24 protein-coding genes, 2 tRNA genes and 1 pseudogene are annotated in these 25,086 nt (G+C 45.6%); 11 read left to right on the plus strand and 16 right to left on the minus strand.

The genetic code is table 11. The features are described 5' to 3' along the window. Window positions 1-55: 55 nt before the first annotated feature. Window positions 56-616, minus strand: coding sequence for a hypothetical protein (locus MHB37_RS24095; protein WP_076128860.1), 561 nt, complete (start codon window positions 614-616; stop codon window positions 56-58). Between the two features lie 117 nt (window positions 617-733). Between MHB37_RS24095 and MHB37_RS24100 the strand changes: the two genes are divergently transcribed. Beyond that, a complete protein-coding gene (locus tag MHB37_RS24100) occupies window positions 734-1,222 on the plus strand; it encodes a PH domain-containing protein (protein ID WP_076128858.1) in 489 nt (162 codons plus the stop codon). Between the two features lie 72 nt (window positions 1,223-1,294). Here the strand turns inward: MHB37_RS24100 and MHB37_RS24105 are convergent, their stop codons facing one another. Next, on the minus strand, window positions 1,295-2,770 hold the full coding sequence (locus MHB37_RS24105) for a glycosyl hydrolase (RefSeq protein WP_076279279.1): 1,476 nt from the start codon (window positions 2,768-2,770) through the stop codon (window positions 1,295-1,297). Window positions 2,771-2,944: 174 nt separating this feature from the next. Then, entirely contained in the window at window positions 2,945-3,361 is a 417-nt protein-coding gene (locus tag MHB37_RS24110; RefSeq protein WP_076103796.1) for a cytidine deaminase, read from the minus strand. Window positions 3,362-3,461: 100 nt separating this feature from the next. On the opposite strand from MHB37_RS24110, the gene MHB37_RS24115 reads away from it, so the two are divergent. Next, a complete protein-coding gene (locus tag MHB37_RS24115; protein ID WP_405168620.1) occupies window positions 3,462-3,899 on the plus strand; it encodes a DNA-entry nuclease in 438 nt (145 codons plus the stop codon). 81 nt (window positions 3,900-3,980) lie between these two features. Here the strand turns inward: MHB37_RS24115 and MHB37_RS24120 are convergent, their stop codons facing one another. Beyond that, a complete protein-coding gene (locus MHB37_RS24120; RefSeq protein ID WP_155288175.1) occupies window positions 3,981-4,130 on the minus strand; it encodes a hypothetical protein in 150 nt (49 codons plus the stop codon). A 149-nt stretch (window positions 4,131-4,279) separates the two neighbouring features. Here MHB37_RS24120 and MHB37_RS24125 point away from each other — a divergent pair, with 149 nt between their 5' ends. The 7 genes and pseudogenes from MHB37_RS24125 (at window position 4,280) to MHB37_RS24155 (ending at window position 8,146) form a co-directional block, all read left to right on the plus strand. Continuing rightward, window positions 4,280-4,456, plus strand: a complete 177-nt coding sequence (locus MHB37_RS24125; RefSeq protein ID WP_076098563.1) for a YjfB family protein — start codon at window positions 4,280-4,282, stop codon at window positions 4,454-4,456. Between the two features lie 164 nt (window positions 4,457-4,620). Next, the gene (locus MHB37_RS24130) at window positions 4,621-5,172 is read left to right on the plus strand and encodes an ImmA/IrrE family metallo-endopeptidase (RefSeq protein WP_036683410.1); all 552 of its coding nucleotides are present in this window, start codon (window positions 4,621-4,623) and stop codon (window positions 5,170-5,172) included. 66 nt (window positions 5,173-5,238) lie between these two features. Beyond that, entirely contained in the window at window positions 5,239-5,400 is a 162-nt protein-coding gene (locus MHB37_RS24135; protein ID WP_155288176.1) for a hypothetical protein, read from the plus strand. Window positions 5,401-5,764: 364 nt separating this feature from the next. Beyond that, a complete protein-coding gene (locus MHB37_RS24140; RefSeq protein WP_076302540.1) occupies window positions 5,765-6,100 on the plus strand; it encodes a DUF3139 domain-containing protein in 336 nt (111 codons plus the stop codon). A 115-nt stretch (window positions 6,101-6,215) separates the two neighbouring features. Continuing rightward, a pseudogene (locus tag MHB37_RS24145) lies at window positions 6,216-6,335 on the plus strand (phosphomethylpyrimidine synthase ThiC); the annotation flags it as partial. Between the two features lie 330 nt (window positions 6,336-6,665). Further along, window positions 6,666-7,160, plus strand: a complete 495-nt coding sequence (locus MHB37_RS24150; RefSeq protein WP_076220021.1) for an RNA polymerase sigma factor — start codon at window positions 6,666-6,668, stop codon at window positions 7,158-7,160. Next, the gene (locus MHB37_RS24155) at window positions 7,157-8,146 is read left to right on the plus strand and encodes a hypothetical protein (protein ID WP_405168621.1); all 990 of its coding nucleotides are present in this window, start codon (window positions 7,157-7,159) and stop codon (window positions 8,144-8,146) included. The genes MHB37_RS24150 and MHB37_RS24155 overlap by 4 nt, the downstream gene beginning before the upstream one ends. 823 nt (window positions 8,147-8,969) lie before the next feature. On the opposite strand, the gene MHB37_RS24160 is transcribed toward MHB37_RS24155, so the two are convergent. Beyond that, a complete protein-coding gene (locus MHB37_RS24160; RefSeq protein ID WP_076128844.1) occupies window positions 8,970-9,473 on the minus strand; it encodes a hypothetical protein in 504 nt (167 codons plus the stop codon). 406 nt (window positions 9,474-9,879) lie between these two features. Between MHB37_RS24160 and MHB37_RS24165 the strand changes: the two genes are divergently transcribed. Further along, window positions 9,880-10,245: a hypothetical protein gene (locus MHB37_RS24165; RefSeq protein WP_076128842.1), complete on the plus strand. Its 366-nt coding sequence runs from the start codon at window positions 9,880-9,882 to the stop codon at window positions 10,243-10,245. A 33-nt stretch (window positions 10,246-10,278) separates the two neighbouring features. Beyond that, window positions 10,279-11,496: a sialidase family protein gene (locus MHB37_RS24170; protein ID WP_076128840.1), complete on the plus strand. Its 1,218-nt coding sequence runs from the start codon at window positions 10,279-10,281 to the stop codon at window positions 11,494-11,496. A 439-nt stretch (window positions 11,497-11,935) separates the two neighbouring features. Here the strand turns inward: MHB37_RS24170 and MHB37_RS24175 are convergent. From MHB37_RS24175 to pyrR, 11 genes are all read right to left on the minus strand, one after another. Next, window positions 11,936-12,009, minus strand: a tRNA-Ile gene (locus MHB37_RS24175). Window positions 12,010-12,053: 44 nt separating this feature from the next. Beyond that, window positions 12,054-12,130: transfer RNA gene (locus tag MHB37_RS24180), tRNA-Met, on the minus strand. An 82-nt stretch (window positions 12,131-12,212) separates the two neighbouring features. After that, entirely contained in the window at window positions 12,213-12,377 is a 165-nt protein-coding gene (locus MHB37_RS24185) for a hypothetical protein (RefSeq protein WP_167347621.1), read from the minus strand. A gap of 112 nt (window positions 12,378-12,489) precedes the next feature. Next, window positions 12,490-13,977, minus strand: a complete 1,488-nt coding sequence (locus MHB37_RS24190) for an ABC transporter substrate-binding protein (RefSeq protein ID WP_405168622.1) — start codon at window positions 13,975-13,977, stop codon at window positions 12,490-12,492. A gap of 1,654 nt (window positions 13,978-15,631) precedes the next feature. Next, window positions 15,632-16,270 (minus strand): orotate phosphoribosyltransferase, encoded by a 639-nt coding sequence (gene pyrE, locus MHB37_RS24195; protein WP_405168623.1) that lies wholly within the window; start codon window positions 16,268-16,270, stop codon window positions 15,632-15,634. Continuing rightward, complete coding sequence (pyrF, locus tag MHB37_RS24200; protein WP_076146022.1) at window positions 16,267-17,013, minus strand: orotidine-5'-phosphate decarboxylase; 747 nt, start codon at window positions 17,011-17,013, stop codon at window positions 16,267-16,269. The genes pyrE and pyrF overlap by 4 nt, the downstream gene beginning before the upstream one ends. Before the next feature lie 111 nt (window positions 17,014-17,124). Continuing rightward, window positions 17,125-20,352: a carbamoyl-phosphate synthase large subunit gene (gene carB / locus MHB37_RS24205; RefSeq protein WP_076185242.1), complete on the minus strand. Its 3,228-nt coding sequence runs from the start codon at window positions 20,350-20,352 to the stop codon at window positions 17,125-17,127. Window position 20,353: 1 nt separating this feature from the next. Further along, complete coding sequence (carA, locus tag MHB37_RS24210; protein ID WP_051491286.1) at window positions 20,354-21,535, minus strand: glutamine-hydrolyzing carbamoyl-phosphate synthase small subunit; 1,182 nt, start codon at window positions 21,533-21,535, stop codon at window positions 20,354-20,356. A gap of 115 nt (window positions 21,536-21,650) precedes the next feature. Next, window positions 21,651-22,934, minus strand: a complete 1,284-nt coding sequence (locus tag MHB37_RS24215; protein ID WP_405168624.1) for a dihydroorotase — start codon at window positions 22,932-22,934, stop codon at window positions 21,651-21,653. 109 nt (window positions 22,935-23,043) lie between these two features. Then, the gene (locus tag MHB37_RS24220) at window positions 23,044-23,949 is read right to left on the minus strand and encodes an aspartate carbamoyltransferase catalytic subunit (protein WP_036683376.1); all 906 of its coding nucleotides are present in this window, start codon (window positions 23,947-23,949) and stop codon (window positions 23,044-23,046) included. 4 nt (window positions 23,950-23,953) lie between these two features. After that, a complete protein-coding gene (pyrR, locus tag MHB37_RS24225; protein WP_036683379.1) occupies window positions 23,954-24,517 on the minus strand; it encodes a bifunctional pyr operon transcriptional regulator/uracil phosphoribosyltransferase PyrR in 564 nt (187 codons plus the stop codon). Window positions 24,518-25,086: the final 569 nt, after the last annotated feature.

The following is a 25,086-nucleotide window of genomic DNA, read 5'->3' on the forward strand; positions in this document are numbered from 1 at the left end:
TAAAATTCGCAGCAAAAAGACGCTGACAGATAAACTGCACAGCGCCTGATTTGATTTATTCTTGAACAACGTCCCCAGACTCTGAGGTAGCCTGACCTTCGGAGTCTATAAGTCCTGTTGCTTCTCTTGCCTCGTTAAGCTTGGAAATACCGAATAACATCGCTACATCAGCGTTCTGATTCAATTCATTAAATTGCTCAGCCGTAACGTTTGCGGAATCAGCGCCTTGAGAGGCCTCTTCTTTTAAAGAATAAGCACTTTCAAAGGCAACTTTAGACTCTTCGAGCAACTTACGAATGTCTTCAGGCAAGCTGGAGGAAATTTTTACTTTCTCGGCTTGATTCGATAAATCAGTTGCGGTACTCTGGAATTGCTTAATTTTCTTCTCCAACTGCTTGTCCGTGAGTTCTCCTGCTGAATAACCAGCAATGGCTTCGTTGAACTCCGCTAAAGAAGTTTTTCCTGACTCTTCAAGTTTAGACATTTCATTGTAGAAGTTTTGCACGGTCTCCTGCACTTCTTCCTCCGTGGCAGGTGCCGATGAAGTTGAATTATTGCTGCAGGCGCTAAGGATGACAGTCATCATCAGCATTCCTATTAGTAAAGCTTTTTTCATTATTTATCCCTCCACTTAACAGGATAATGTCGGTTTGTGTAAAGCGCAAATGAAATATATGTAAAATGACTGTTATGTTATAATTATTTTAATTGTGATCAGGAAAGGAGAGTATTTATGCCTTATTGCACCACCTGTGGAGCGGAATACAAGCAGGGCGCTAAATTTTGTGGAGAATGTGGAACCAGCCTTGACGGCACTGCTCCAGTAACCGCTCATCGACCCGCAGTAGATAATCATGTCATTCAAGAAGTCGTGCTCTGGAAAGGCAAACCTGCCGGCATCTCGGATCGACTCAAAGGAATCGTAGGACTTAACACAACTTCATATACCATTACAAGTCAGCGTATTATGGTAAAGACCGGACTTATCGGTAAAAATGTTGAAGAAATCGAATTGCTGCGCGTACGCGATTTATCCGTAAAACAGTCTATCATGGACCGGATGCTTGGCATTGGGTCATTAACTGTATTTTCTGATGATGCCTCAGCGCCTCAGCTTCTTTTTCGAAAAATCCATGATGCCCAAACCGTCAAAGATGTTCTGCGCAAAGCCGTTCGTGACGAGAAGATCGCCAACAACATTAGCTACCGCGAGCAAATTTAAGACGTTCATACGTAAAAAGGCCCCGGAAAACCGGGGCTTTTTGCTTGCGCTTGCATACTTGAAGTACTCTTTTTATGGAAGATAAAATGCCCCCGCTGGGATAACCCCCTTGATCTGGCTCGGACTCTCCCACTGCAAAACAACCCGGGCGTCGCCCGCATTCTCATAATACTCCACCTTTATTTCATACGGCTTACCTGCAATCAGGTTTATACTCCCTTTTCGTTCCTGGCCGCTCTGATTCACCCAACTATCAATGACTAGCCCGCCATCAATCCATACCCGTATCCCATCATCAGAGTAGGAATAAATGGTATACACCTCGCTAAAAGCAGCCGTCAGCTTCCCACTCCACCGCACAGAGAACGCATCTACACGAATGGCAGGATCAGGCGAACCTTGTCTCCATGAAAAGTTAATATTGGCATCCGTACGCAACAGTGCAGGCGTGCCGCTGAGCGTCATGTTATTGTAATATTGGCCACATAATCCACTCTCCAGCACACTATCCCCGATAGCAGCGAAAGCGGCGGCCTCAGCAGCATACTCCTCTCGTGTGAATACCATTTTATCGTTCATAAAAGCTTTTATCACAGCATCGGTATTCTTCTCATAGAGGAGTTTCCCCCAGGTCAGCTGATAAGACCATTTGGGCTGTGTTTTGGACAACAGTTCAGCAGACGGAAGCTCTCCATTCTCACCAATCGCAATCAGCTTGCCACGACCCAGATCCCATAAATTATCATAATGACTAATCTTGAAATCCGCGTCATAAATGTCGAGCGCCAGCACATCTACCTTATCACTGCCCGGATAGTATTCTGCCGGCTCATCACACCACTGATTTTTTGCATTTGGACTCCAAACCCACAATAAATTATGCAGCTTATGATAATTGGTAAAACGATCGAACATAAGGCTCCACAATGCAGCGTAATTGCTCTTTTGCCCCCACCAAAACCATCCACCATTCATTTCATGATACGGCCGCCAAAGTACAGGAACCCCTGCGTCATTAAGCTTTTTCAGCGACAAGGCTATCTTATCCAGATCAGCTAACAGAGCATTATACTGGGTGGTACCTGGGGTTATATATTTATCAAAATCAGCATTGCTTAGGCTCGTATTTACATTCCCCCAAGTTGGCGCTGTCCCCGGTAATGCAGCGTGATAACACATCGTTACGATCCCGCCGGCCCTAGACCAGCGTATCGCACTGCTGACGACCCAATTCCGTTGATTGTCAATTAGAGCCTGTGACTGATTATTGATTGCGCCCAGCTCGTAGCCATGAAGCGCAGCATATTGCCCACTCGTATTTTTAAGCTTCTCCATGAGCTCGTCTGCACTTTCCAAATAATCATGTTGGCCGCTTATCACACCCTTTCCCTGCAAGTAATAGAGGGTATTCAGCAATAGCTGAGCCGAGGACGACAGCCCCGAATCCGCCGGAGCCATTTGTAATCTGCGAAAAGCCATCTGCCACTGCACATCGCCCACGAACCTTGATGCTGAATCAACCATCTGACGAATAATCCGCTGCTCCATCTATTCTCACCATCCTTTTAAATCTTTTTAAGTTATAGTATGGGGACAATAATGACATGAACTCAGCGAATGGACATGAAGTTGTAAAATAAGTTGGGACGATATAAGGAACTGCTGAATAAATTCACGGCTCAACAAAAAAAGGAGCTCCGCGGCTCCTCATTACTTTTTTTCTTATCTCGTGTACCTTAAAGGCAATAGTTCAGTGATTTCATATTTAGCTAATCGGTCATCCTCCGATACAATTATCTTGCAGTCTATTCCATAATCCGCAATTAACTCTCGGCACATGCCGCAGGGAGAGACTACTTTAATCTCTTTTTCCTCGCTGTCTGGGTCAGAATGCCTTACCGCAACAATCGTATCAAATTCCTTATAACCTTCGGATATCGCTTTGCCAATCACCATCGCCTCTGCACAGACTGTAATCCTCCCCATGCTGGCTTCCACATGTACCGCTGTAAAAATCTCTCCTGTTTTAGTACGAAGCGCTGCACCCACATGGTGCCGTCCCCATTCATAACGCCTGGTAATTATATCTTCGGCAGCCGCAATAAGCGTCTGATCCTCAATGGTAATTATGTACTCCATATCCAGTTCCGTCCTCCTTTATTTTACCTAATTATATTAAATCGCACTGAATTATGATATAAGATATACTATTTTAAGTGCCAAAAAAGGAGGAGCAGAATTGAAAGTAAGAAAATGGATCTCCAGTCTCATCATTGTTGCATTACTTGCTTTGGCTAGTTACTGGTTTGAACAAAACGGAGAGCCTACAGACCCCTCGTCTCCATCCGATTCGAGTGTTGTTCAGCTAACCTTCCCATCAGACCGCTATCCTGAGACCGCCAAACATATTCAGGATGCCATTGCGAAAGGTGAATCCGCCACATGTACGATTAACCGAGAGCAGGCTGAAGAGAACCGTAAAGAGTCCTTAAAAGGGATTCCCACTAAAAAGGGGTATGACCGGGATGAATGGCCAATGGCTATGTGTAAGGAAGGCGGCGTTGGTGCCGACATTGAATACATAACGCCAAGCGATAACCGCGGGGCTGGAAGCTGGGTTGGCAATCAGCTGGAGGATTATGCAGACGGAACCCGGGTAGAATTTATGTTTAAATAACGGTCTGTCTGACCAGCCCCAGGCAACAGAATAGCCCCACCTGGCATTCGCCAGATGGGGCTACACTGCACATCAGCTAACTTAGAATAAGCAAGCTTTAGTGATGATAACCAGCAAGATGAAAAGTACCAGAATTGCTCCTGTTGAAGTCCAAGGACTACACACCGGACCTACTGATGCTGGACTTACTACCGGACCTACGTTACAACCACAACCATGTTCCATTCCCATTTTCAATTCCTCCTAATGATTAATGACTACAGCACAAGATATGTAAAAAGGAGATAAGCCGTTTGGGCGAATTGGCAAACAAATGCCAATCACCTAATGAATTGAAGGTGGACAGTCGATAAACAGGATATACACAAAGGAGGTGCAATATGGATATAGCTGCATTATCAATGGCAATGAGCCAAGCATCCTTAGCTCAAAATGTTGGGATACAGGTCATGAATATTGCCAAGAATCAGGCTGAAACCCAGAGCCAAACCATGGTGGAAATGCTGGGCAAAAGCGTTGCTCCGAATTTGGGAAAAACACTTGATATTAGTGTGTAATTGCTTTATGCTAAGGATACATGAGAACGAATGTTCCTGTGTATCCTTAGCATTTTTTTTACTCTACATAGCCCTTCGGGCTTTTCTTTTGCGCATTTATGCGAACATACGATCCCATTAGTGATTTATTAGTGATTTTAAACGAGGTGAATAAGTTGGAGAACATGAAATCATATTATCAAATGACTGTGCTTGAGAAATGGACGGAGGATTTATACAAGCGATTAAATCTTCATCAGCCTTCACAAATTTCAATATCGTATATTGCAGAGCGGCTTAATATCTGGGTTCATTATTTGGATGTGAGAAGCAAGAGCATTGAAGCGTCTGCAGGGATGTACAGCCTGTTTATCGACAACCGCCTTCCAGCCAATCTTCAACGGCTAGAGTTTCTTCATGAACTGTGTCACCTCCTTCGCCATGGCAGTGATAATCAGACCTTGATGCCAGAGCATTTCACGCGGGCACAGGAGGATGAATCCGAGCGTTTTATCTTGTATGCGGCGATGCCTTACTCCATGATCTCCCGCATGACATTGCCTGAGCAACGAGAGGATGCCATCTCCTATCTCGCAGCAGAATTTCAAGTTCCTGCCGAGCTAGCCTTACAGCGGATTGATCAGATCCAAAGACGTGTGTTCCAAGGGCAATTATTGGCCGTGATGGGAAGAAACGAAGAACGACTGACACATATTCGCAACGGATCACGGAGATAATAAGCTTGGTTGCAATAGTGCTCTGCATATTCATTTATGGTGGAATTTCTCGTGAGGGGGAACGACATGGAAGCCATTAAAGTAATTGAATTATTACTGACTCATCCGGATTATAATGTAGATGCAGTACACCCCGAAATCCCGGATTTCGTGGGCATTGAGACGATTGAGGTGGATCACGAAACGGGGACCTTCTCCATTTTATTACAAGAACCCAAAGAGGACTAAAAGAGAATCATTATTCTTCATAAGTTAAAAGGCAGCAAATATAGTATGTCCCGGCAATTCTTCTTTCGCTTACGCCTGGATTACTATCAGTATTTGCTGCCTTTTTGTATAATCTGTTATGCAAATACAAACTGTATCACACCAATAAGAATTAGAATAACGAATACACCTACAAAACCCCATATTAAAAACTAAAAGATTTTCACCCCCGGCAGCCTCGGACTTGCCTGGTCCTCCAGCATCTTAATTTGCTGCTCCAGCTCCAGTATTTTCTCTTCCTCCTGCGTCATATATCTATGAATGACATACCAGTCTCAGTATATTATCTTATACTATATACAAATTATTTATATGGAGGGAATTAATGAAGAAAAAAACAAAACTAATCTTCATCGTTCTAATCCTTTTAATCTATGGAATAACATCCTTAGCCTTCCACTACTTCCAAAATCATATGAACAGAGAAGTCATTCATTATCTAGTAGAGACGAGAAATTATAAGAAAGAAGATTTTGATAAAGTATACACCCAGATTGCCAAAGCTCCCCTCGTAAGTACCACGGTGATTTTTGCAGACGAACCCTACGCAAGATACTTTTATCGAAAAGAAAATGGAAGGATCTTTCAATACAGCAGGGCTCCTGTTAAAGGTAATAATCCGAGCTATACATATAAACATATCGAGGAAAATCTCCCGTGAAGGAGTTGCCCTATTAAAAAGACGCGTTTGTTCAGCAGTCAGCATCATGGCTGCTTGGGCAAACGCGTTTTTTTGATCTTCCCTGCTCTAAATAGGTAAACATCGTTTGCGTAGACAGGTGATGGTAGAGGGTCCAGGACATGCGCCGATGCACTTGATTAAAGAGGATATGGATAAGCAACTTGAAACTTGTAACGAAGCCCCTTTTTATACATTAGGTCCACTGACTACAGATAACATTGGCGTGGTTCTTAGCAGCTATCGGACACAGTTGATCTTATGCGCGGTATAACCCTCCATTTCAAAGTGTAGCGGACCCCATAGCCTTTATTGGCATGAAAAACACCATATAAGACCTCCTTTTTAAGGAATAGCGTCACTGGAGTCCGCGAACCTGCTCAAAAGCCTATAAATATGCAAATAACGACTTCTGAGTCCGTAAGCCTGTGGAGATAATTTATGAATAGGCATTCTTTACGCTCAAACACAAAGGAATTTTCTCAGGAACAAAATGTGACCTAATGCCGTCCTAAATGGTGTTATAGGTAAAGGGGGGCACAGTATCATGCAGCGATCCATGACCCGGCCGGGAAATCATGTGATGAAGAGTTACGAAATCTACGCAGATATGCTTTTCCGGATCGCTTTGGTCCATCTAGGCAGCCGGCAAGATGCCGAAGAAGCCACTCAGGATACCTTCATCAAGCTAATAGAAAAAGCGCCGGAGTTCAAAGATGCCGAACATCAGAAGGCATGGCTGATCCGGGTAATCACCAACCATTGTAAAACACTACTGGGCAGAGGCTGGCGCAAGCGTGAGGTTAAGCTGGAGAGCGCTGAGCCAATTGCGGCAGACAGCCCCGAGGATTGGGCTCTGCTGCAGTTAGTTATGGCGATGCCCATGAAGTATAAAACCGTAATCCATCTTTATTATTACGAGGACTATCCCATCCAGGAGATCAGCAAGATTCTGCAGATTAGTCAGTCTGCCGTGAAGATGAGACTTCAGCGGGGACGGCAACTGTTAAAACTGGAGCTGGAAGGAGCGGAACCACAGTGAAGGAAGATCAGTTTCGAACAACATATAAGAAAGCGGTGGATTCGATGAAACCAGGTGAAGAGATGAAAAAAGAATTGTTCAATAAAATAGAGCAGCGGCAGGAGCGGAAGCGTCCGCGCAAAACCGTTTATATCGCAGCAAGTGTCGTGCTCGCCGCAGGAATCGGTCTGGCTGGGCCTAGTATATGGCAGCAGTTGAACAGTCAGAGCTCCCCAGTGCAGGTTGCCCAGGTAACTCCGGGAGCAAGCAATGCTGGCAATTCAGGCACAGCTACATCCGGCAGCATTGTCATTCCCAAGCTGAAACTGCCAGATAAGGAGTCTGGCGTGAAGGCAGATATGATCGCCTTGGTCGTGTATAAAAATAATATTTATACACAGTCAGCGACTCGCATTGACGCTGCCGATGCTGCTGCTCTGCGCGGTGATAAGTTGGGACGCACTACAGGCGGCATCAACGAATGGAGCGGTAACGACGAATATATTGAGTTAGCCTCGAACATCGGCGAAACGGATCTCTATTCCGTGAAGGGCTATGACTCCAGCTTTCTGATTATGTCCTATTCGGTAATCAACGGCGAGGTATTCGCCGAACTGTATGAGCACACGAACGGCATCACCATAAACAGCGGCGCCGACCTGTTCGGCAAGCTGAATCTTGAAGGCCGAGTTACTTCAGCTCAATGGGAAAGCTTCAACAGTTGGAACAACGGCCTCCAGCAGCAGGCGCCACTCGCCAATGGCGAGGCGCTTGATAGCTTCCTGACAGCCCTCCAAGCGGCTAAACCGCTGGCAGCAGAGCCGCTGATCGAGCAAGGCATCTACGACAGCGAAGACCGCAAGATCATCTATTTACAGCTGGAAGACAACGCCCGAGTAGAGCTGACGCTGTTCGGTCAAGGACTTGTACGCTACGGTCAAGCACCGGTATTCTTCGAGGTCGAATCCGGGGCATTCCAGCAGCTGTGGAACAGCATGAAACTTTAGGAATGCTGGTGGAAACCCAGGGATAGCGGTTGGGACTGCGATCGGGACTGCGATCGGGACTGCAATCAGAACTGCGATCGGGACTGCGATCGGGACTGCGATCGGGACTGCGATCGGGACTCGATCGGGACTGCAATCAGAACTGCGATCGGGACTGCGATCGGGACTGCGATCGGAACTGCGACTGGGGCTGCGATCGGAAGCAATTGAGAACCTCGTTTCGGTCGCCCTGCTCTCCATTGGACAATTTAGATGACTGCTAACAAAAACGGCGCTGCTTCAAAACCATTTCATGGTTTGGAGCAGTGCCGTTTTATGCTTTACTGAATGGTTTATGAACTCGCATACTAGATATGCTGGTTGTAGAGGTGAGACTACTGATTGTTCCTTTAAAAGCTGCTTCTCATTGTAATTTCTGCAACTAAATCTATGAAGAGCACGGCACTAACGAGCTAACGAATTAACGAATTAACGAACTAACCTCCTCCACCTCGAGCTATCGGACCCAGATGTCGCTATTTGCTGATTTTCAGCCTTAAGAGCATGGTTTCGGACTCCATGGACGCTAATGCCTAGAAAGAGGCTCACATGCGGTACTTTTTATGCCCATAGCGACTATGGAGTCCGTTAGAATTGCAAATGTGGAAAAAAACCGCTTTAAGGGTCAGCTGTGTCCGACAGGAGAAGCATCGTTCACGTAATTGTTATCGAATCAAATTTCAAAAGAACACAGGGTCTCTCTCCACTTCCGATTGCTACAAAAAAGGAACGCCCACCATGGACGCTCCTTGAATTTCTTATTAGTCTACTACACTCTAGCTAGTTACGCATTTACACTTTCTGTTTTACGATCCTGTCTTGCGTGTAATGTTTTCATCGCAAATCTTGCGATCGGCTGCGCAACCAACAGTTCAATCCAAAATGCTATTCCAAAGTTTCTCGGCCAGATGTGAAGGAAGTTTTTAAGTGGATCCAGGCTTATTTGTTTCGTCCCAACCCATGTGCCGATAATTGATAGTAAAATAGATAACACTGTGACATTCAATAAAGTATTCAACAGAATCCTTGCATTAAATCCATCGGTTTGTCCCATGAATTTCGGCATCACTTTTCCAACAATCGGTCCTGCAACTAATCTTACGGATAAAACTACGATCATCCACATAAACGGAATAACCTTTAGTGTATCTATATACACTTCCTTACTGAAGCCGCGTTCCAACCCCACAATAATAGGGGCAATAGTGTTAACTGAAATGATTGAAATAATGAGTAAAAATAGTATACCTTCTTTTCCGTTTCTGGGCAGTCTTGTGTCTCCATGCATGTTTGTCATCTCCGTGAATAATATTTCAGATGGCAGACGTATCATGAGACATATATTTTTGGCCCAATAAAAAAGACCAATATCTCTACACACTGATATTATAATTATAACATTTATTTAAAATGAATGTCAGACCTTCTATTTAAAATTCTTAAAATTCTCGCTGATAACGAATAGTTACCTGCATGCGCCTTACAAGAGCAGCAGTGGCAGAGAAGTCGTAAAAATCGTCAATTGCTGTTCAACTTATAATCAAGTTATCTTCAGATTTCTGAAAATTTATTTGTATTTCCCCACCTAATTAGACCTCTCAGTATTCATTTCCGCGATTTTTCTGATTCCCTTGTCCAAACACAATGAATCTCAATTCATATATATATAGCAAACTAATAAAGAGGTGAAGCTCATGGCAACAACAACAGGCATCATTACGAACACAGGGACTACCCCAGCATCCAACGTGCTCATTAATATCGATAATGACAACCTTAGTTTTTCATCTAACGTAGTCTATCACGTTTACGTATGGAATACCTTGGTTAGTAAAGGTTTAGTCTACTCCAACTCATTAAACGTTAATGCTAACACCAGCCAGTTTCTCGGTTTTAATATCGCAGGCAATTCAGCTTATGAAGTCCAATTTCTCGTAACTGGAAACGCACCGGCAGACACGATTATCACGGTATTCGGAACGGATTCGTCAGGAAACGTCATTCCCCATCAAAGAGTGCTGCAATCCGAACTTACTTTCATAGCTCAGCTGAACCCATAAGTACCGAAAACTCTCTGACGAAAGGAGCTTAGCATGGCTAATATTCAAATTTCGCCGAGCGCAAGCGTTCAGTTTGAGCCCACCATCGCGGTAAATTGGCTTAATCCTTCAGTTATGGTTGCCGTAGCTGTAGATCTTCGATTAGGCCCTCCTAATATAGGTTTATACAAATCTATTGACGCAGGTGCCACTTGGACAACAACGTTATTGCCGTTACCGACAGGATTTGCAGGCATCGAAGCACCACATATTGATTATATTTTCCCGACCACTTTCGTAGTATTAGCCCACGCCTTCGATTCAGACGGTCTCAGCGGGTCGATCGTTTCCTATACATCTGCCGACAATGCCTCTTCATTCGGACCTCCAGTCATCGTGAATCAAGGGTTTGGGCAGTTTGTAAATGATGATCAGGTGGTCGTTGTCACCGACAAAGCTGGATCAAGTCCCTTTTTTGGAAATGTATATACTGGTTATACGCATGATTACAACACACAATTCATACCGGGAAATACGATATTCTTCAATCGTTCCCTAGATAACGGTAGTACCTATTCCAGTCCCTCCCTGCTGTCTTCGGTCGAAGAATTCGAAGAATTCCCCGGTATAGCAATTACATTAAATGGGATTGTTATCGTGGGATGGATCAATCAGCCTCCCGGTAATACTGATCTTAAAATTCGCACATCCTCAGACGGTGGGGTCATTTTTACTCCTGAAACCATGGTCGCCAGCGTTGTAGTCCCACCAGATCCATTGCCGGGATATACATTTAGATGTCTGACATACCCTTCCCTCGCAGCAGATATTTCTAATGCACCGACGACGCGAGGGAATGTCTATGCTGTATGGCAAGATTTTCGAGAAGGTTATTCCGATATTTTTCTTGCCACTTCCACCAATTTTGGTGTGGATTGGGGGGCACCAATATCCATTACAGGTAGTCCGGTGGGCTCCCAAAACTTTTTCCCAGCCATCACCGTATCCCCTGCGGATGGTGCAATATTCGTTACCTATTACACTAATCGAGTCAACCCCCTCAACCTTGATGTTTATCTAGCAACCTCTAGAGATGGCGGTATGACGTATACAAACACCCGGATAACAACAACTTCCTTTGACGTCACCGGCATCCCCCTAATTGGGGACTACATCGGTAATGCCATCGTCCCCCAAACAGGCCGTCTAGTGAGCGTATGGACAGACACGCGGACCGGTACTGAGAACATCTGGTTTGGGGATAATCAATAAGCTATTAATCAACTTCTGATGATAAATTAAAAGGCTGTTAAGTTAGTATTCCATCTTCAATAAAGGATGCCGAGCGAATATGCGGCATCCTCTATTGCTTCTTATCAAAATTCAGCATTAACCTGTTCAAAGAAATCATCAATTTCAGCGTATTGGACATGCTTTTAATTCAATCAAAATCTACGGCGTATGGTGCTTGCTACTTAATAGTCTATATGTCATGACTGTCCCCTTTCCTCTACAAGAGTAGGGCAATTCCACAGAATACATACTTTTTACCGTTTTCCAGATGATCTGTGATAAAACCAGAGGATCTAATAACGCCGTGACCAAAATGTGATCATTTTCTATTTTGTCGCTTTTCCAACTCTTCCACTTCTACTTACAAGGGAACCTACAGACAGCAAAAAACCCTTACAAAGTAAGGGTTTTTGATAAGTGGGCCCTGAGGGACTCGAACCCCCGACCAATCGGTTATGAGCCGACCGCTCTAACCAACTGAGCTAAGGGCCCGGATCTAAAAATATCCGAATGTACAATTGCTGTTGTAATAAAATTGGTTGCGGGGGCAGGATTTGAACCTGCGACCTTCGGGTTATGAGCCCGACGAGCTACCGGGCTGCTCCACCCCGCGTCAGAAATAATATTCAAACAGCGACATTAAATAATATACAGTACAAATTGGGTCTACGTCAAGGATGAATTTGTAAAAGTTCTCAAGGCAAAAATCTAACCCCATATCTTCCTTTGCGGGATCGATAAATCTCCACAAAACTTGGGTCATGATAGCCATAAATCCAGCCATCTTGCTCCAGTCTTTTTGCCAAACAGCCTGCTTGAAATCTCGTTCTGAACAGTTTCGCGAAGTATATCCAATTCATGATGCCCTCTTCTCCTTTTCGCAAATTAATCTTACGCTGCTCTGAACTTATCATGCCCAAGTTCCACAAAATAAGCCACCGGAAATCCGGTGGCTGCTACATATTCCAAAACTCAATCCCCTATGGAGTCAAAATAATATGTGGGATCTTTTTCGAGCGTACCCAGCATCGTATTCCCTTGCTTCTCCCAAGCTTTAAGTGCACTCTCGACCGTTCTCTTGCCCTGATAAACTTCTGTGAACAGTTGACGCCCAACATCGTTAATACGGCTAATTCCAGGCTTCTGTGTTTGTAGGACGTTCATCAAAGGATCATTGGCTGGTAATGGTTTGAGCGTATAGAAGGACTCCAAATTTACTGAAGGTACCTGTGTGGTAATGTAATCCTTACGGGAAGTTAGTTCCCCGCGGGTATGGGCTTTAATTTTGGCTACTTCATTACTGTTGACGAACTTGATTAAATCCCACGCATCTTCCTTATTAGCAGCCATAGTGTTGATAGCCATCATATTACCTACCCAAGTACCTACAGCCACTCCTGGTTTCTCCTTAAAAGTAGGTACGGTAACGAAACCCCAATCGACAGGATTATAATTTTTGATCTTTGCTGCATTGCGGCTCACACCTGTAAGCTCATTAAGATAATCGTATTCTCCAATTACCATTGCAGCTTTTCCGGTAAGGAAAAGATCCCCTTGGACAGGACTATAGGAGCTCCGTTCTGTTTCTATAAAATCCATACCGTTTAACCCAGGTGTAATTTGCTTTTTCACCAATTGGCTGTAGGTCGTCCAAGCTTGACTCCACTGTGTTTGATTTACCTCCATCTTATGTCCCTTGTTGTCATACATAGCAAGCTCCAGCGGTGAGACATAGGTCTGCATATCCCAAAAAGGATCGCTCATATAACGGTTCATCGAAAAGCCATATATACGCTTATCTTTATTTGTCGATTTCTTGGTCACCTTTTCGGCCAGCGCGAACACTTCATCCCAAGTCATTCCATCTGTCGGATAACCTACACCAGCAGCATCAAAAATACCTTTGTTAAAATATAACGCACTCGACATAAAGGTCGGCGCTAACGCGTAAAGACTTCCTCCACCCAGCTCACGAACTCCACTTAGCATCGTAGGCGCCATATTGCTTAAATCATATTGATCTCGTACGATAAGCGGCTCCAGCGATTGCACCAGATTATGTTCCACCAAACTCTTAACCAATGTACTATCACCGACGATTACATCAACCGGCTGTGCACCGCCCATAATTGCTCGGATATTCTCCAGATTATCTGGGTTAACCTCTGGATACGTGCTGTCAAAACGAAGCTCATTCATATTAATGGCTGGAATAATCTCAAGTTTGATTTCAGGATGCTGCAATTCATACATATCTGTAAACTGCTGACGAAAAGAAGAATCGTCCTCTCCAGACCAGAGGCTGCCAATACGTAACACGCGCTGTTCTGCAGATGGCTTAGAAGCCTCCGCCCAAGCTGTATGCCTGCTTTCAGAAATTAAAGGCAATAGGAGTGCTGCACATATTCCAAAGCTTAACCAGCGCCGCCATAGCCTTCTATTATTATTTATATGATTCATTCTTGAACCCTCCCATAAAATACTCAATCCATCCACCTTATGAATAATTACCCATAATTCTAGTAACAGTATATAGCTTTATTCAGGAGGGGAAGTTACAGGCTGTTTAAAGTTATGCTACGATTTCTTCATATTATTTCTATAAAAAATGTTCCGCGAGTTTCCTGAGGAGACAGAAATGCCCTTCTGCGACAGGATAATTGCACTTTGTGCAACTATTACATCTGAGTGTGTTGTGCTTCTCCTTTTAATTGCACTATGTGCAGTTAAAAAACGTTATTAGGTGCTTTCGGCGGATCTCTGGTGGATGTAATTGCACAAAGTGCAACTATATCGCCAGATCCTCTAAGGAAGGTTAGTTTAAGTGCACAAACTGCAACTATTCGGCGTTTGAGACGACAGCGCAATGGAATCACCGGGTGTCAGAGCGTTCAGAGCGTAGAGCGACAGCGCATAACAGCAGAGTAGCAGAGTGCCAGAGCATAGAGCGACAGCGCATAGCAGCAGAGTTTCAGAATCCCGAGTTTCAGATCGCAATATACCAGAGCGACAGAGCACAGGTCAGCCAAGTGTCAGAACGTGAATATAAATGTAAATGTAGATGTGAAATGTGAATGCAAACACCAAAACCCTACTCTCCACTCTACTTTTCCTTTTACCAATACAGCATTTTCCTTCCATACTAACTAACCTACTGACTAACCTGCTACATTTCATGTGACCGGCACAAATTGCCCCTTCTGCGACAGGATAATTGCACTTTGTGCAACTATTACAGCTGAGTGTGTTGTGCTTCTCCTTTTAATTGCACTATGTGCAGTTAAAAAACGTTATTAGGTGCTTTCGGCGATTATCTGGTGGATGTAATTGCACAAAGTGCAACTATATCGCCAGATCCTTTAAGGAAGGTTAGTTTAAGTGCAAAAACTGCAACTATTCGGTGTTTGAGACGACAGCGCGATGGAATCACCGGGGCAGAGTATAGTATTCCAGAGTGTCAGAGCGTTCAGAGCGGAGAGCGATAACGCATAGCAGCAGAGTAGCAGAGTGTCAGAGCGGAGAGCGACAGCACATAGCAGCAGAGTAGCAGAGTGTCAGAGCGGAGAGCGACAGCACATAGCAGCAGAGTAGCAGAGTGTCAGAGCGGAGAGCGACAGCACATAGCAGCAGAGTAGCAGAGTGTCAGAGCGGAGAGCGACAGCACATAGCAGCAGAGTAGCAGAGTGTCAGAGCGGAGAGCGACAGCACATAGCAGCAGAGTAGCAGAGTGTCAGAGCGGAGAGCGACAGCACATAGCAGCAGAGTAGCAGAGTGTCAGAGCGGAGAGCGACAGCACATAGCAGCATAGCAGCAGAGTGTCAGAGCGTTCAGAGCGCAGAGCGTTAGCGCAGAGCAGCAGAGTATCAGAGTGTTCAGAGCCAGAGCATAGGGCGTTAGCGCATAACAGCAGAGTTTCAGAATCCCGAATGCCAGAGTTTACACCTGCCGCGGCTGGATCATTGCATCTTTTTGCAATAAATAGCAGCATACTTCATGCAACTACACAGCTGAGTGCGCTTTACGCTTTCCTTTTTATTACACTCAATGTAGTTAAAAAGAAAAGCCTCCCACCAAAAAGTGAGAGGCCCGTCCAAACTATAATCAGATATTTAGTTTAAACGCCAAATGCGGAAGGATCTTTTCTCCAAGATTTCAGCAGTTCCACATCTGTAGCTGCGATCTTGCCTTGTGTAAGAGCCACATCAATCAATGTGCTGTAGTTGGATAAGCTTTGTAATGGCATTTCAGCTGCGGCAAAAGCATCCACCGCACGGTCCAGCTCGTAGCTGAAGATTGCCAATACAGCCAACGCTTCTGCGCCTGCTTCTTGCACAGCTTGAGCTGCTTTGATGGAGCTTCCGCCAGTGGAGATCAGGTCTTCGATAACGACTACCTTTTGCACCGGCTTAATCAGTCCTTCGATCTGGTTCTGCTTGCCGTGACCTTTAGCTTTATCGCGGATATAAGCCATTGGCAGATTAAGTTTATCAGCTACCCAAGCTGCGTGAGGAATGCCTGCGGTTGCTGTACCTGCGATCACCTCTGCGTCTGGATACTGGCTTTTAATAAGCTCAGCGAAGGCATCAGCAATATAGTTACGTACCTCTGGGTAAGCCATAGTCAGACGGTTATCGCAATAGATCGGGGATTTAATACCAGAGGTCCAGGTAAAAGGCTCCTGCGGACGCAGTGCCACTGCTCCTATCGTAAGCAGATAACTTGCTACTTGTTCACTTCTATTTAATGTACTCATGCTAGGGTCATCTCCTCAATAATATTTAGTGCTGCTTGACGTGGATCAGCCGCAGTTGTAACAGGACGGCCCACCACCAGAAAGTGGCTGCCTTGCTGAATCGCTTTGCCCGGCGTCATCACCCGGGACTGGTCACCTAGGGATGCACCTGCTGGCCGGATACCAGGTGTAACTGTACAAAATGCGGGCCCACAAGCCTCTGCGATCGCTGAAGACTCTTGCGGTGAAGCCACCACTCCATCCAGACCTGCAGCGGCTGCCAGCTTAGCGTATCTGACTACAGTATCTGCTACGTCTCCTGCGATTCCAATTTCGTTATTCATCACTTCTTGGCTCGTGCTGGTCAGCTGTGTAACTGCAATAATCAAAGGCATTTTAAGCGCAGCATTCGCATTAACTACTGAAGCAGCGCCTTCCCGGGCTGCAGCCATCATCGCTGAGCCTCCTGCGGCATGTACGTTAAACATATCCACACCGAGGTTCGTAAGGCTTTCTGCCCCGCCTTTTACCGTGTTAGGAATATCATGCATTTTGACATCTGCAAATACAGAATACCCCCGAGATTTCAGTTCATTAATGAATTCCGGTCCGGCTGCATAAAAAAGCTGCATTCCCACTTTCATATAACAAGGAATCCCTTCCAGCTTGTCAATCAAGGTTCTTGCCCCTGCAACATCAGGGTAATCTAAGGCGATCATCAAGCGATTCGCCATTTCATTCCACTTTGCATCTCCCTGTCCCATAACCGTTCTCCCATCCAGTGCAGACTTAAATCCACACTCTTCATTTATTAGCCCCTAGGCATAGCGGAACGGTCTGCGTAAACGCAAACCGCCCTATACATCTTTATGAGATTAGTTTAATTGACCGACAAAAGCAGGCATGGACTGTGACGAGAAGTTGATCGTCTGCAGCATTCTGAGCAGTGCCGTTACTGTATCGAGTGATGTCATACATACGACGCCATTCTCAACCGCTTCACGACGGATACGGAATCCATCACGCTCTGGTGTTTTCCCTTTAGTCAGTGTATTAAAGACGAAGTTGGCTTGCCCACCACGAATCAAGTCGAGAATGTTCGGCGCACCTTCATCCAGCTTGTTTACGTTCATTACGTTGAGACCTGCTTCTTCAAGCGCTTGAGCGGTGCCTCCGGTAGCAATGATCTTGTAACCCAGCGAGTGGAAGCCTTTCATAAGCTCTACAGCTTCTGCTTTATCTTTATCTGCCACTGTAACGATGATAGCACCGGTTGCTGGAATTTTCATTCCTGCTCCGATTAGACCTTTATACAAAGCTTTTGCATACAATTTATCGCGGCCCATAACTTCACCCGTCGATTTCATTTCAGGTCCGAGCGTTGGTTCTACTCTACGCAGCTTGGCAAAAGAGAACACCGGCACTTTAACCGATACATAATCACTTTCCGGCCATAGACCTTCTGTATAACCGTCATCTTTCAGCTTGCCGCCGAGAATGATTTTGGTTGCCAGATGCGCCATTGGAATTCCAGTTACTTTACTCAAGAATGGAACCGTACGCGATGAACGTGGATTTACTTCAATTACGTACACTTCATTCTGATAGATAACGAACTGGATGTTGACCAGACCAATCGTTTTCAATTCCTTAGCAATCTTGATTGTGATCTCAGCAATTTTTGCTTTCAGACCTTCATCTAGATATTGCGGAGGATATACAGCGATGGAGTCACCGGAGTGAACGCCTGCACGCTCAACATGCTCCATGATCCCTGGAATAACTACCGTCTCACCGTCACAAATTGCGTCTACCTCAACCTCTTTACCTAACATGTAACGGTCAATCAATACCGGATGCTCCGGATTTACCTTAACCGCTTCTACCATGTAGCTAAGCAATTCCGCATCATTATATACAATTTCCATTGCGCGTCCACCTAGTACATAGGAAGGACGTACCAGCACCGGATATCCAAGCGATTGTGCAGTTTCTACTGCTTGATCTACGTTGATAACCGTCTTCCCTTTTGGTTGGGCAATATCCAGACGAGCCAACAAAGCTTCGAATTTCTTCCGGTCTTCAGCTTCGTCAATACTGTCTAGGCTAGTTCCGAGAATCTTAACGCCAGCCGCACTTAGTGGTGCAGCAAGGTTAATGGCTGTTTGGCCTCCGAACTGTACGATAACCCCAATCGGATTCTCTTGCGCAATTACGTTCATTACATCTTCAAAGAATAACGGTTCGAAATACAACCGGTCCGAAGTATTAAAATCCGTAGATACAGTCTCAGGGTTATTATTGATAATAACTGCTTCATAACCTGCCTTCTGAATCGCCCACACTGCATGCACAGTGGAGTAATCGAACTCAATCCCTTGGCCGATCCGGATTGGACCCGATCCAAGCACGATAACCTTTTGTTTATCGGAATGAATGACCTCATTTTCAGTCTCATAAGTAGAGTAGTAGTAAGGTGTAGAAGCTTCGAACTCAGCTGCACAGGTATCTACCATTTTGAATACAGGCGTTAATCCTCGCTCTAAACGAAGCGCGCGTACATCAGCTTCTTTGGTGTATTTACCGTTCGCTTGTCCTTCTGCACGTATCTCAGCAATCGCACGGTCTGTAAAACCTCTGCGTTTAGCTTGATACAAGGTTTCTTCTGATAAGCTTTCATCCCCACGGATGACCTCTTCAAAGTTGATCAGTCCCTCGATTTTGGACAGGAACCACCAGTCTACGTTAGTAATGTCTTGAATCTCTTGCAAGCCAAATCCGCGGCGGAAAGCTTCAGCGATCAAGAACAACCGCTCATCATCAGGTTTTGCCAGACGTTCACGCAGGACGCTTTCTTCCAGATCCTCAGCGCCCGGCAGACGGAAACGGTGTACACCGATTTCCAGGGAACGAATTGCTTTATGAATGGACTCTTCAAAGGTACGACCGATGGCCATAACTTCTCCAGTTGCTTTCATTTGTGTGCCCAGCTTACGGTTCGCATGAATGAACTTGTCGAACGGCCAGCGTGGGATTTTGCTTACGATATAGTCAAGTGTAGGCTCGAAGCAAGCATAGGTCTGTCCAGTAACTGGATTGACGATTTCATCGAGTGTGTAACCAAGTGCGATTTTGGCAGCCATTTTGGCAATCGGATAACCGGTTGCTTTCGAAGCCAAAGCCGAAGAGCGGCTGACACGTGGATTTACTTCGATTACATAATATTGATAGCTTTGCGGATCCAGTGCGAACTGCACGTTGCAGCCACCCTCGATATTCAGCGCACGAATGATTTTGAGTGAAGCGCTGCGCAGCATTTGATATTCACGGTCGGATAAAGTTTGGCTAGGTGCCACAACGATACTGTCACCCGTATGCACACCTACCGGGTCAAAGTTCTCCATGTTGCAGACAACGATACAGTTGTCATTCGCATCACGCATAACCTCGTATTCAACTTCCTTCATGCCGGCAATACTTTTCTCCACCAAACATTGTCCAATTGGACTATAACGAATACCTGCTTTGACAGTCTCAAGCAGCTCTTCTTCGTTGTCGCAGATCCCGCCGCCGGTGCCGCCAAGCGTATAGGCTGGGCGTACAATCAGTGGGAAACCAATTTCCTCAGCGAATTTCATCGCTTCATCTACTGTGGTAATAATAGTGCTCTCTGGTACAGGCTGTTCCAATTCGCGCATCAAATCGCGGAACAAATCGCGATCCTCTGCTTTTTCAATGGATTCAAGCTGGGTACCTAGAAGCTTAACATTCTCTTGTTCTAGTACTCCTGCACGAGCCAATTCTACAGCCATATTAAGACCTGTCTGTCCTCCCAAAGTTGGCAACAAGCCATCCGGGCGCTCCTGGCGGATGATGCCAGTTACGAATTCAAGGGTAATCGGTTCGATATAAACTTTATCAGCCATATTGGTGTCAGTCATGATAGTCGCTGGGTTACTGTTGATCAGTACAACTTCCACGCCTTCTTCTTTCAGGGCCTGACAGGCCTGAGTTCCGGCGTAGTCAAATTCTGCGGCTTGCCCGATAACAATCGGTCCAGAACCAATTACTAATATTTTTTTAAGCTTTTCATTCTTAGGCATGTTATAGAGCTCCTTTCACGGCTTCAAGCTGTTTTACTGTAGGTTTTGGCGCCGTGATTCTGGCGTTTGCCGCAAGCTGCGCCTGGCGCGAGCTTACAGGTGTGTTAGCTTTATGGTCAGCGATCATCTGTAAGAAACGATCGAATAAATAGCTGCTGTCATGAGGTCCCGGTGCTGCTTCTGGATGGTACTGTACTGAAAATGCAGGGTAACGGGTATGTTTAAGTCCTTCAACGGTCTTATCATTATTATTAATGTGAGTAACTTCTAGATCCGTGCTCTTCACAGAATCTTCATTCACTGTGTAGCCATGGTTCTGAGAAGTAATGAAGCAACGTCCGCTCTCCAATTCTTTAACCGGATGGTTACCGCCACGGTGCCCGAATTTCAGCTTCTCTGTATCCGCGCCACAAGCCAGTGCAAACAGCTGGTGACCTAAGCAGATGCCGAAGATTGGGTATTCACCAAGCAATTCCGAGATCGTCTTCACTGCGTGTGGAACATCTTTCGGGTCCCCAGGGCCGTTGGACAGCTGGATACCATCTGGATTGAGGCGACGAATCTCATCAGCGGTTACGTCATGAGGTACAACTACAACATCACAACCGCGATTGTTCAACTCGCGCAAGATACCAGCCTTCGCACCGTAATCTACAAGCACGATGCGTTCTTTAGTTCCTGGGCTATTGTACATGCTTGGAGTAGATGTGCGAGCTACCTGATTGCGCAATTCTTCAATTGAGGTGTCGCCCATCATTTCCATCAATTCCTCTACACGTTTGTTAGAGGTAGTCAGGATCGCCTTCATTGTTCCGTAGTGGCGAATAATCCGCGTCAACATCCGGGTATCAATCTCGCTGATTCCAGGAATATCATATTCTTTCAGCAGGTCGTCCACACTGTATTCTGCGCGCCAGTTACTTGGAACTTCTTCATGACGACGCACTACAAAACCGTGTACGAAAGGTCGAACAGATTCGAAATCATCCCGCGTAATCCCGTAGTTCCCGATCAATGGGTACGTCATGGTAACGATTTGTCCGCAATATGAAGGGTCAGACAGCACCTCTTGATATCCTGTAATTCCTGTGTTAAAAACAACCTCGCCTGTCTTTTCACCTTCAGCGCCAAATGCGGTACCTGTAAATAAAGTTCCGTCTTGAAGCAGCAATCTCGCCTGCATTCCCTTCCACTCCTTCATGTTCTGTAGTCTAATACGTATGCCTTGCATGCCTTCCGGAGTGTACGCGCTCAAATTGCTGATCTGTAAAGATCAGCAATTTCGCCTCACCAGTCCGCTAGTTTTTCTCAGTCCATACGGCTTTGCCGTCCACCCAAGTTTTTACTGGCCAACCCTTAAGCTTCCAGCCGCCAAAAGGAGTGTTACGTCCTTTGCTTGCGAAGGAACTTGGATCTACTTCTTTTTCCTGCTCCAGATCGATCAGTGTCAAATCTGCAGGAGCTCCGATCTCCATAACCCCGGTGTTCAATCTGAATACCCGTGCAGGATCGGCAGTCATTCTTTGTACTAGTAAGGATAAATCCCATTTTCCTGTTTCTACAAACGCTGTGTATAAGAGTGGGAAAGCTGTCTCGAATCCAACGATACCAAAAGGTGCCAGCTGCATTCCCTTCGCCTTCTCTTCTTCACTATGTGGCGCATGATCTGTAACAATCATATCTAGTGTGCCATCAAGCAACCCTTCGATACACGCCTCAACATCGCGGCGGGAGCGCAGCGGCGGGTTCATTTTCCAATTGGCATCCAGGCCTGGAATATCGTCTTCAGCAAGAAGCAAGTGATGCGGACATATCTCAGCAGTTACTTTAATGCCGATCTCTTTTGCTTGGCGAATCAGCCGCACCGACTGTTCAGTACTGACATGGCATACATGGTAATGAACGCCTGTCGCTTCTGCCAGCAAAATATCGCGTCCAACATGGATCGCTTCTGACTCATTCGGAATTCCTTTGAGGCCATGCTTCTTAGCGAACTCACCTTCAGCTACACAGCAGCCTTCAACCAGCGAATTATCTTCGCAGTGGGCAATGACTGGCATATCGAGCGATGCTGCGATGTTCATTGCATCTTTCATCATTTGAGCACTTTGTACGCCCACACCGTCGTCTGTATAACCAATAGCTCCAGCTTCTTTGAGCGCCGCAAAATCCGTCAACTCACGTCCGAGCTCATTTTTCGTAATGGCTGCATAAGGAAGCACTTTAACTAGTCCTGCTTCACGCGCCTTGTCTTTCACAAATTGCACGATCTCCGGGCTATCTGTCACCGGACGAGTATTTGGCATACATGCAATGGTTGTAAATCCGCCTTTAGCAGCTGAGCGACTTCCGGTTTCCACTGTTTCCTTGTGTTCAAATCCCGGTTCACGCAAGTGCACATGCATATCAATGAGTCCCGGAATGAGCAGCTTACCTTCAGCATCAATGATCTCCGTGGCTTCTCCGATAGCTTCATTTCCGTCGATTATAGCCGAGATCACACCCTCCTGAAGTTCGATGTGTTTGCGCTCAAGCAAGCCTTCCTTATTCAATACGCTGGCGTTTCTAATAATCACTGTCATGATTCTACCTTTACCCTCAGATCACAGCTGCGGGCCCTCTCGTTATTATATAATAAAAATTCATATTTGTGTATATTTATTAGTCTCTATACGTTAGCATTCTGTAAGCTTATAGTAAAGCTCTTTCGAGAACCGCCATCCGGACCGGTACGCCATTAGACATTTGCGGGAAAATCCGCGATTGACTGCACTCAACTACTGCATCATCAATCTCTAGATTCCGGTTAACCGGAGCTGGATGCATAATGATTGTGTCTTTGGCCAGCTTAGCTGCCCGCTCTTCTGTTAGACCATAGTGGCTACGGTAATCTTCAGCAGACAGCTTAATGCCGGAAGTATGGCGCTCAAGCTGTACTCGAAGCATCATTACTACATCCGCTTTAAGAGCTTCTTCCATAGTTACGTAAGGCGCATACTCCATAAGCTCAGGAGCCTTCATATTATCCGGTGCGCAGAACTGCACCTTGGCTCCCATTTTCGTAAGCCCCCAGAGATTAGAGCGCGCTACGCGGCTATGCATAATGTCCCCAATGATGGAGACTGTCAGACCCTTTAGTTCCCCAAAGGTTTTGGTCATGGTGTATAAATCAAGCAGCGCCTGCGTAGGATGTTCATTGTTGCCGTCGCCCGCATTGATAAGCGGTATGGACACCTTCTCAGCTAACTGCTGCAGCACACCTGCAGGCTTCAAACGCACAACTCCGGCATCGATCCCCATCGATTCCAGTGTGCGCACTGTATCGTAGATCGACTCCCCTTTTTCTACACTAGAAGCTGCAGCCGTAAAATTAAGTACTTGCGCACCTAGTCGTTTCTCTGCCATCTCGAAAGAGAAGCGTGTGCGTGTGCTGTTCTCAAAAAACATGTTAGAAATAAAATGGGAGTTCAAGATGGGCGTTAGCTTTTCACTTTGATTGTCCCAAAATGCTGTTCTGTCAAGCAGTTGGATAATTTCCGACCGGTCAAGCTCTTTGATTCCCAGCAGACTACGTTCCTTTACCTTGGTAAGTGTCATGATGTTATCGTTCCTCCCGGTTTGAAATAATGTAGACCTCATCTTTGCCGTCGTATTCCTTCAGCGCCACTTCAATCTGCTCGTGCTTTGAGGTAGGTACATTCTTACCGATGTAGTCCGGCCGGATCGGCAGCTCGCGGTGTCCGCGGTCAGCCAGTACTGCCAGTTGAATCATTCGTGGGCGTCCGCAATCCATCAAAGCGTCCATCGCCGCGCGGATGGTGCGTCCGGTGTAAAGTACATCATCGAACAAAATGACTTTCTGATCATGGATGCCAGCACTTCCTGAAGTAATAACGACGTTGCTCTTCACTACTGCTTCACTGCCTTCCACTTCACGGTCATCCCGGTAATGTGTGATATCCAGCTCACCGTATGGAATCTCGACACCTTCAATCTCCTTGATGCGCTCAGCGATACGCTGTGCCAGATACACACCTCGTGTCCGAATGCCGACCAGCAGACAATTCTCGATACCTTTGTTCTTCTCCAAAATCTCATGAGCAATACGGGATAAGGCCCGGCGGATCGCCGTTTCATCCATAATGACATTTTTCTCAGTAACCATAATCTTGTCACCCTCCAGCTTGTTCGCCTATTCAAGTTCCCGGAAATCAAAAAACTCCTTGCCTATAACAGGCAAGGAGTGAAATCCGCAGATGAGGAAGATGACGGCCGCGCGCATAAAAAGACAGTTCCGTATTTACACACGGATACCTTTCTAAGAGTCGCGAACCTCGATTCACGTTACCTTGCCAGCCTCACAGGACTGAATTAAAGGCGCTATTCATTTAACAAGAATTATGACAGAACAACCCCCTCATGTCAACTTTCTCTGCCTAAACTTTTGCACTTCTCTTCCTTACTTCTATTAACAACAAGGGGGAGGCGGTACTCAGTATATCTGCATAAAAAACGAGGCTGGTCCCAAATAGCCGTTTCATCGCTTTTTGGACAGCCTCGTTTATGTTCTTAACACTACTTAATGTCCAAATGATTCAAAAGGCGCACCTAGTAATGCTGAAAATGATGCAATCGGTGAGGTATTTATATAGTAATTAAGGAATTTCTCCCTGAAATTCAGTGATTTCTGTTCATCAAACTTGTTATTAGGGAAAACTTCCCTAATTGTTGGCC

Source organism: Paenibacillus sp. FSL H3-0286, assembly GCF_045040705.1.
GTDB classification, from domain to species: Bacteria; Bacillota; Bacilli; order Paenibacillales; family Paenibacillaceae; genus Paenibacillus_AQ; species Paenibacillus_AQ odorifer.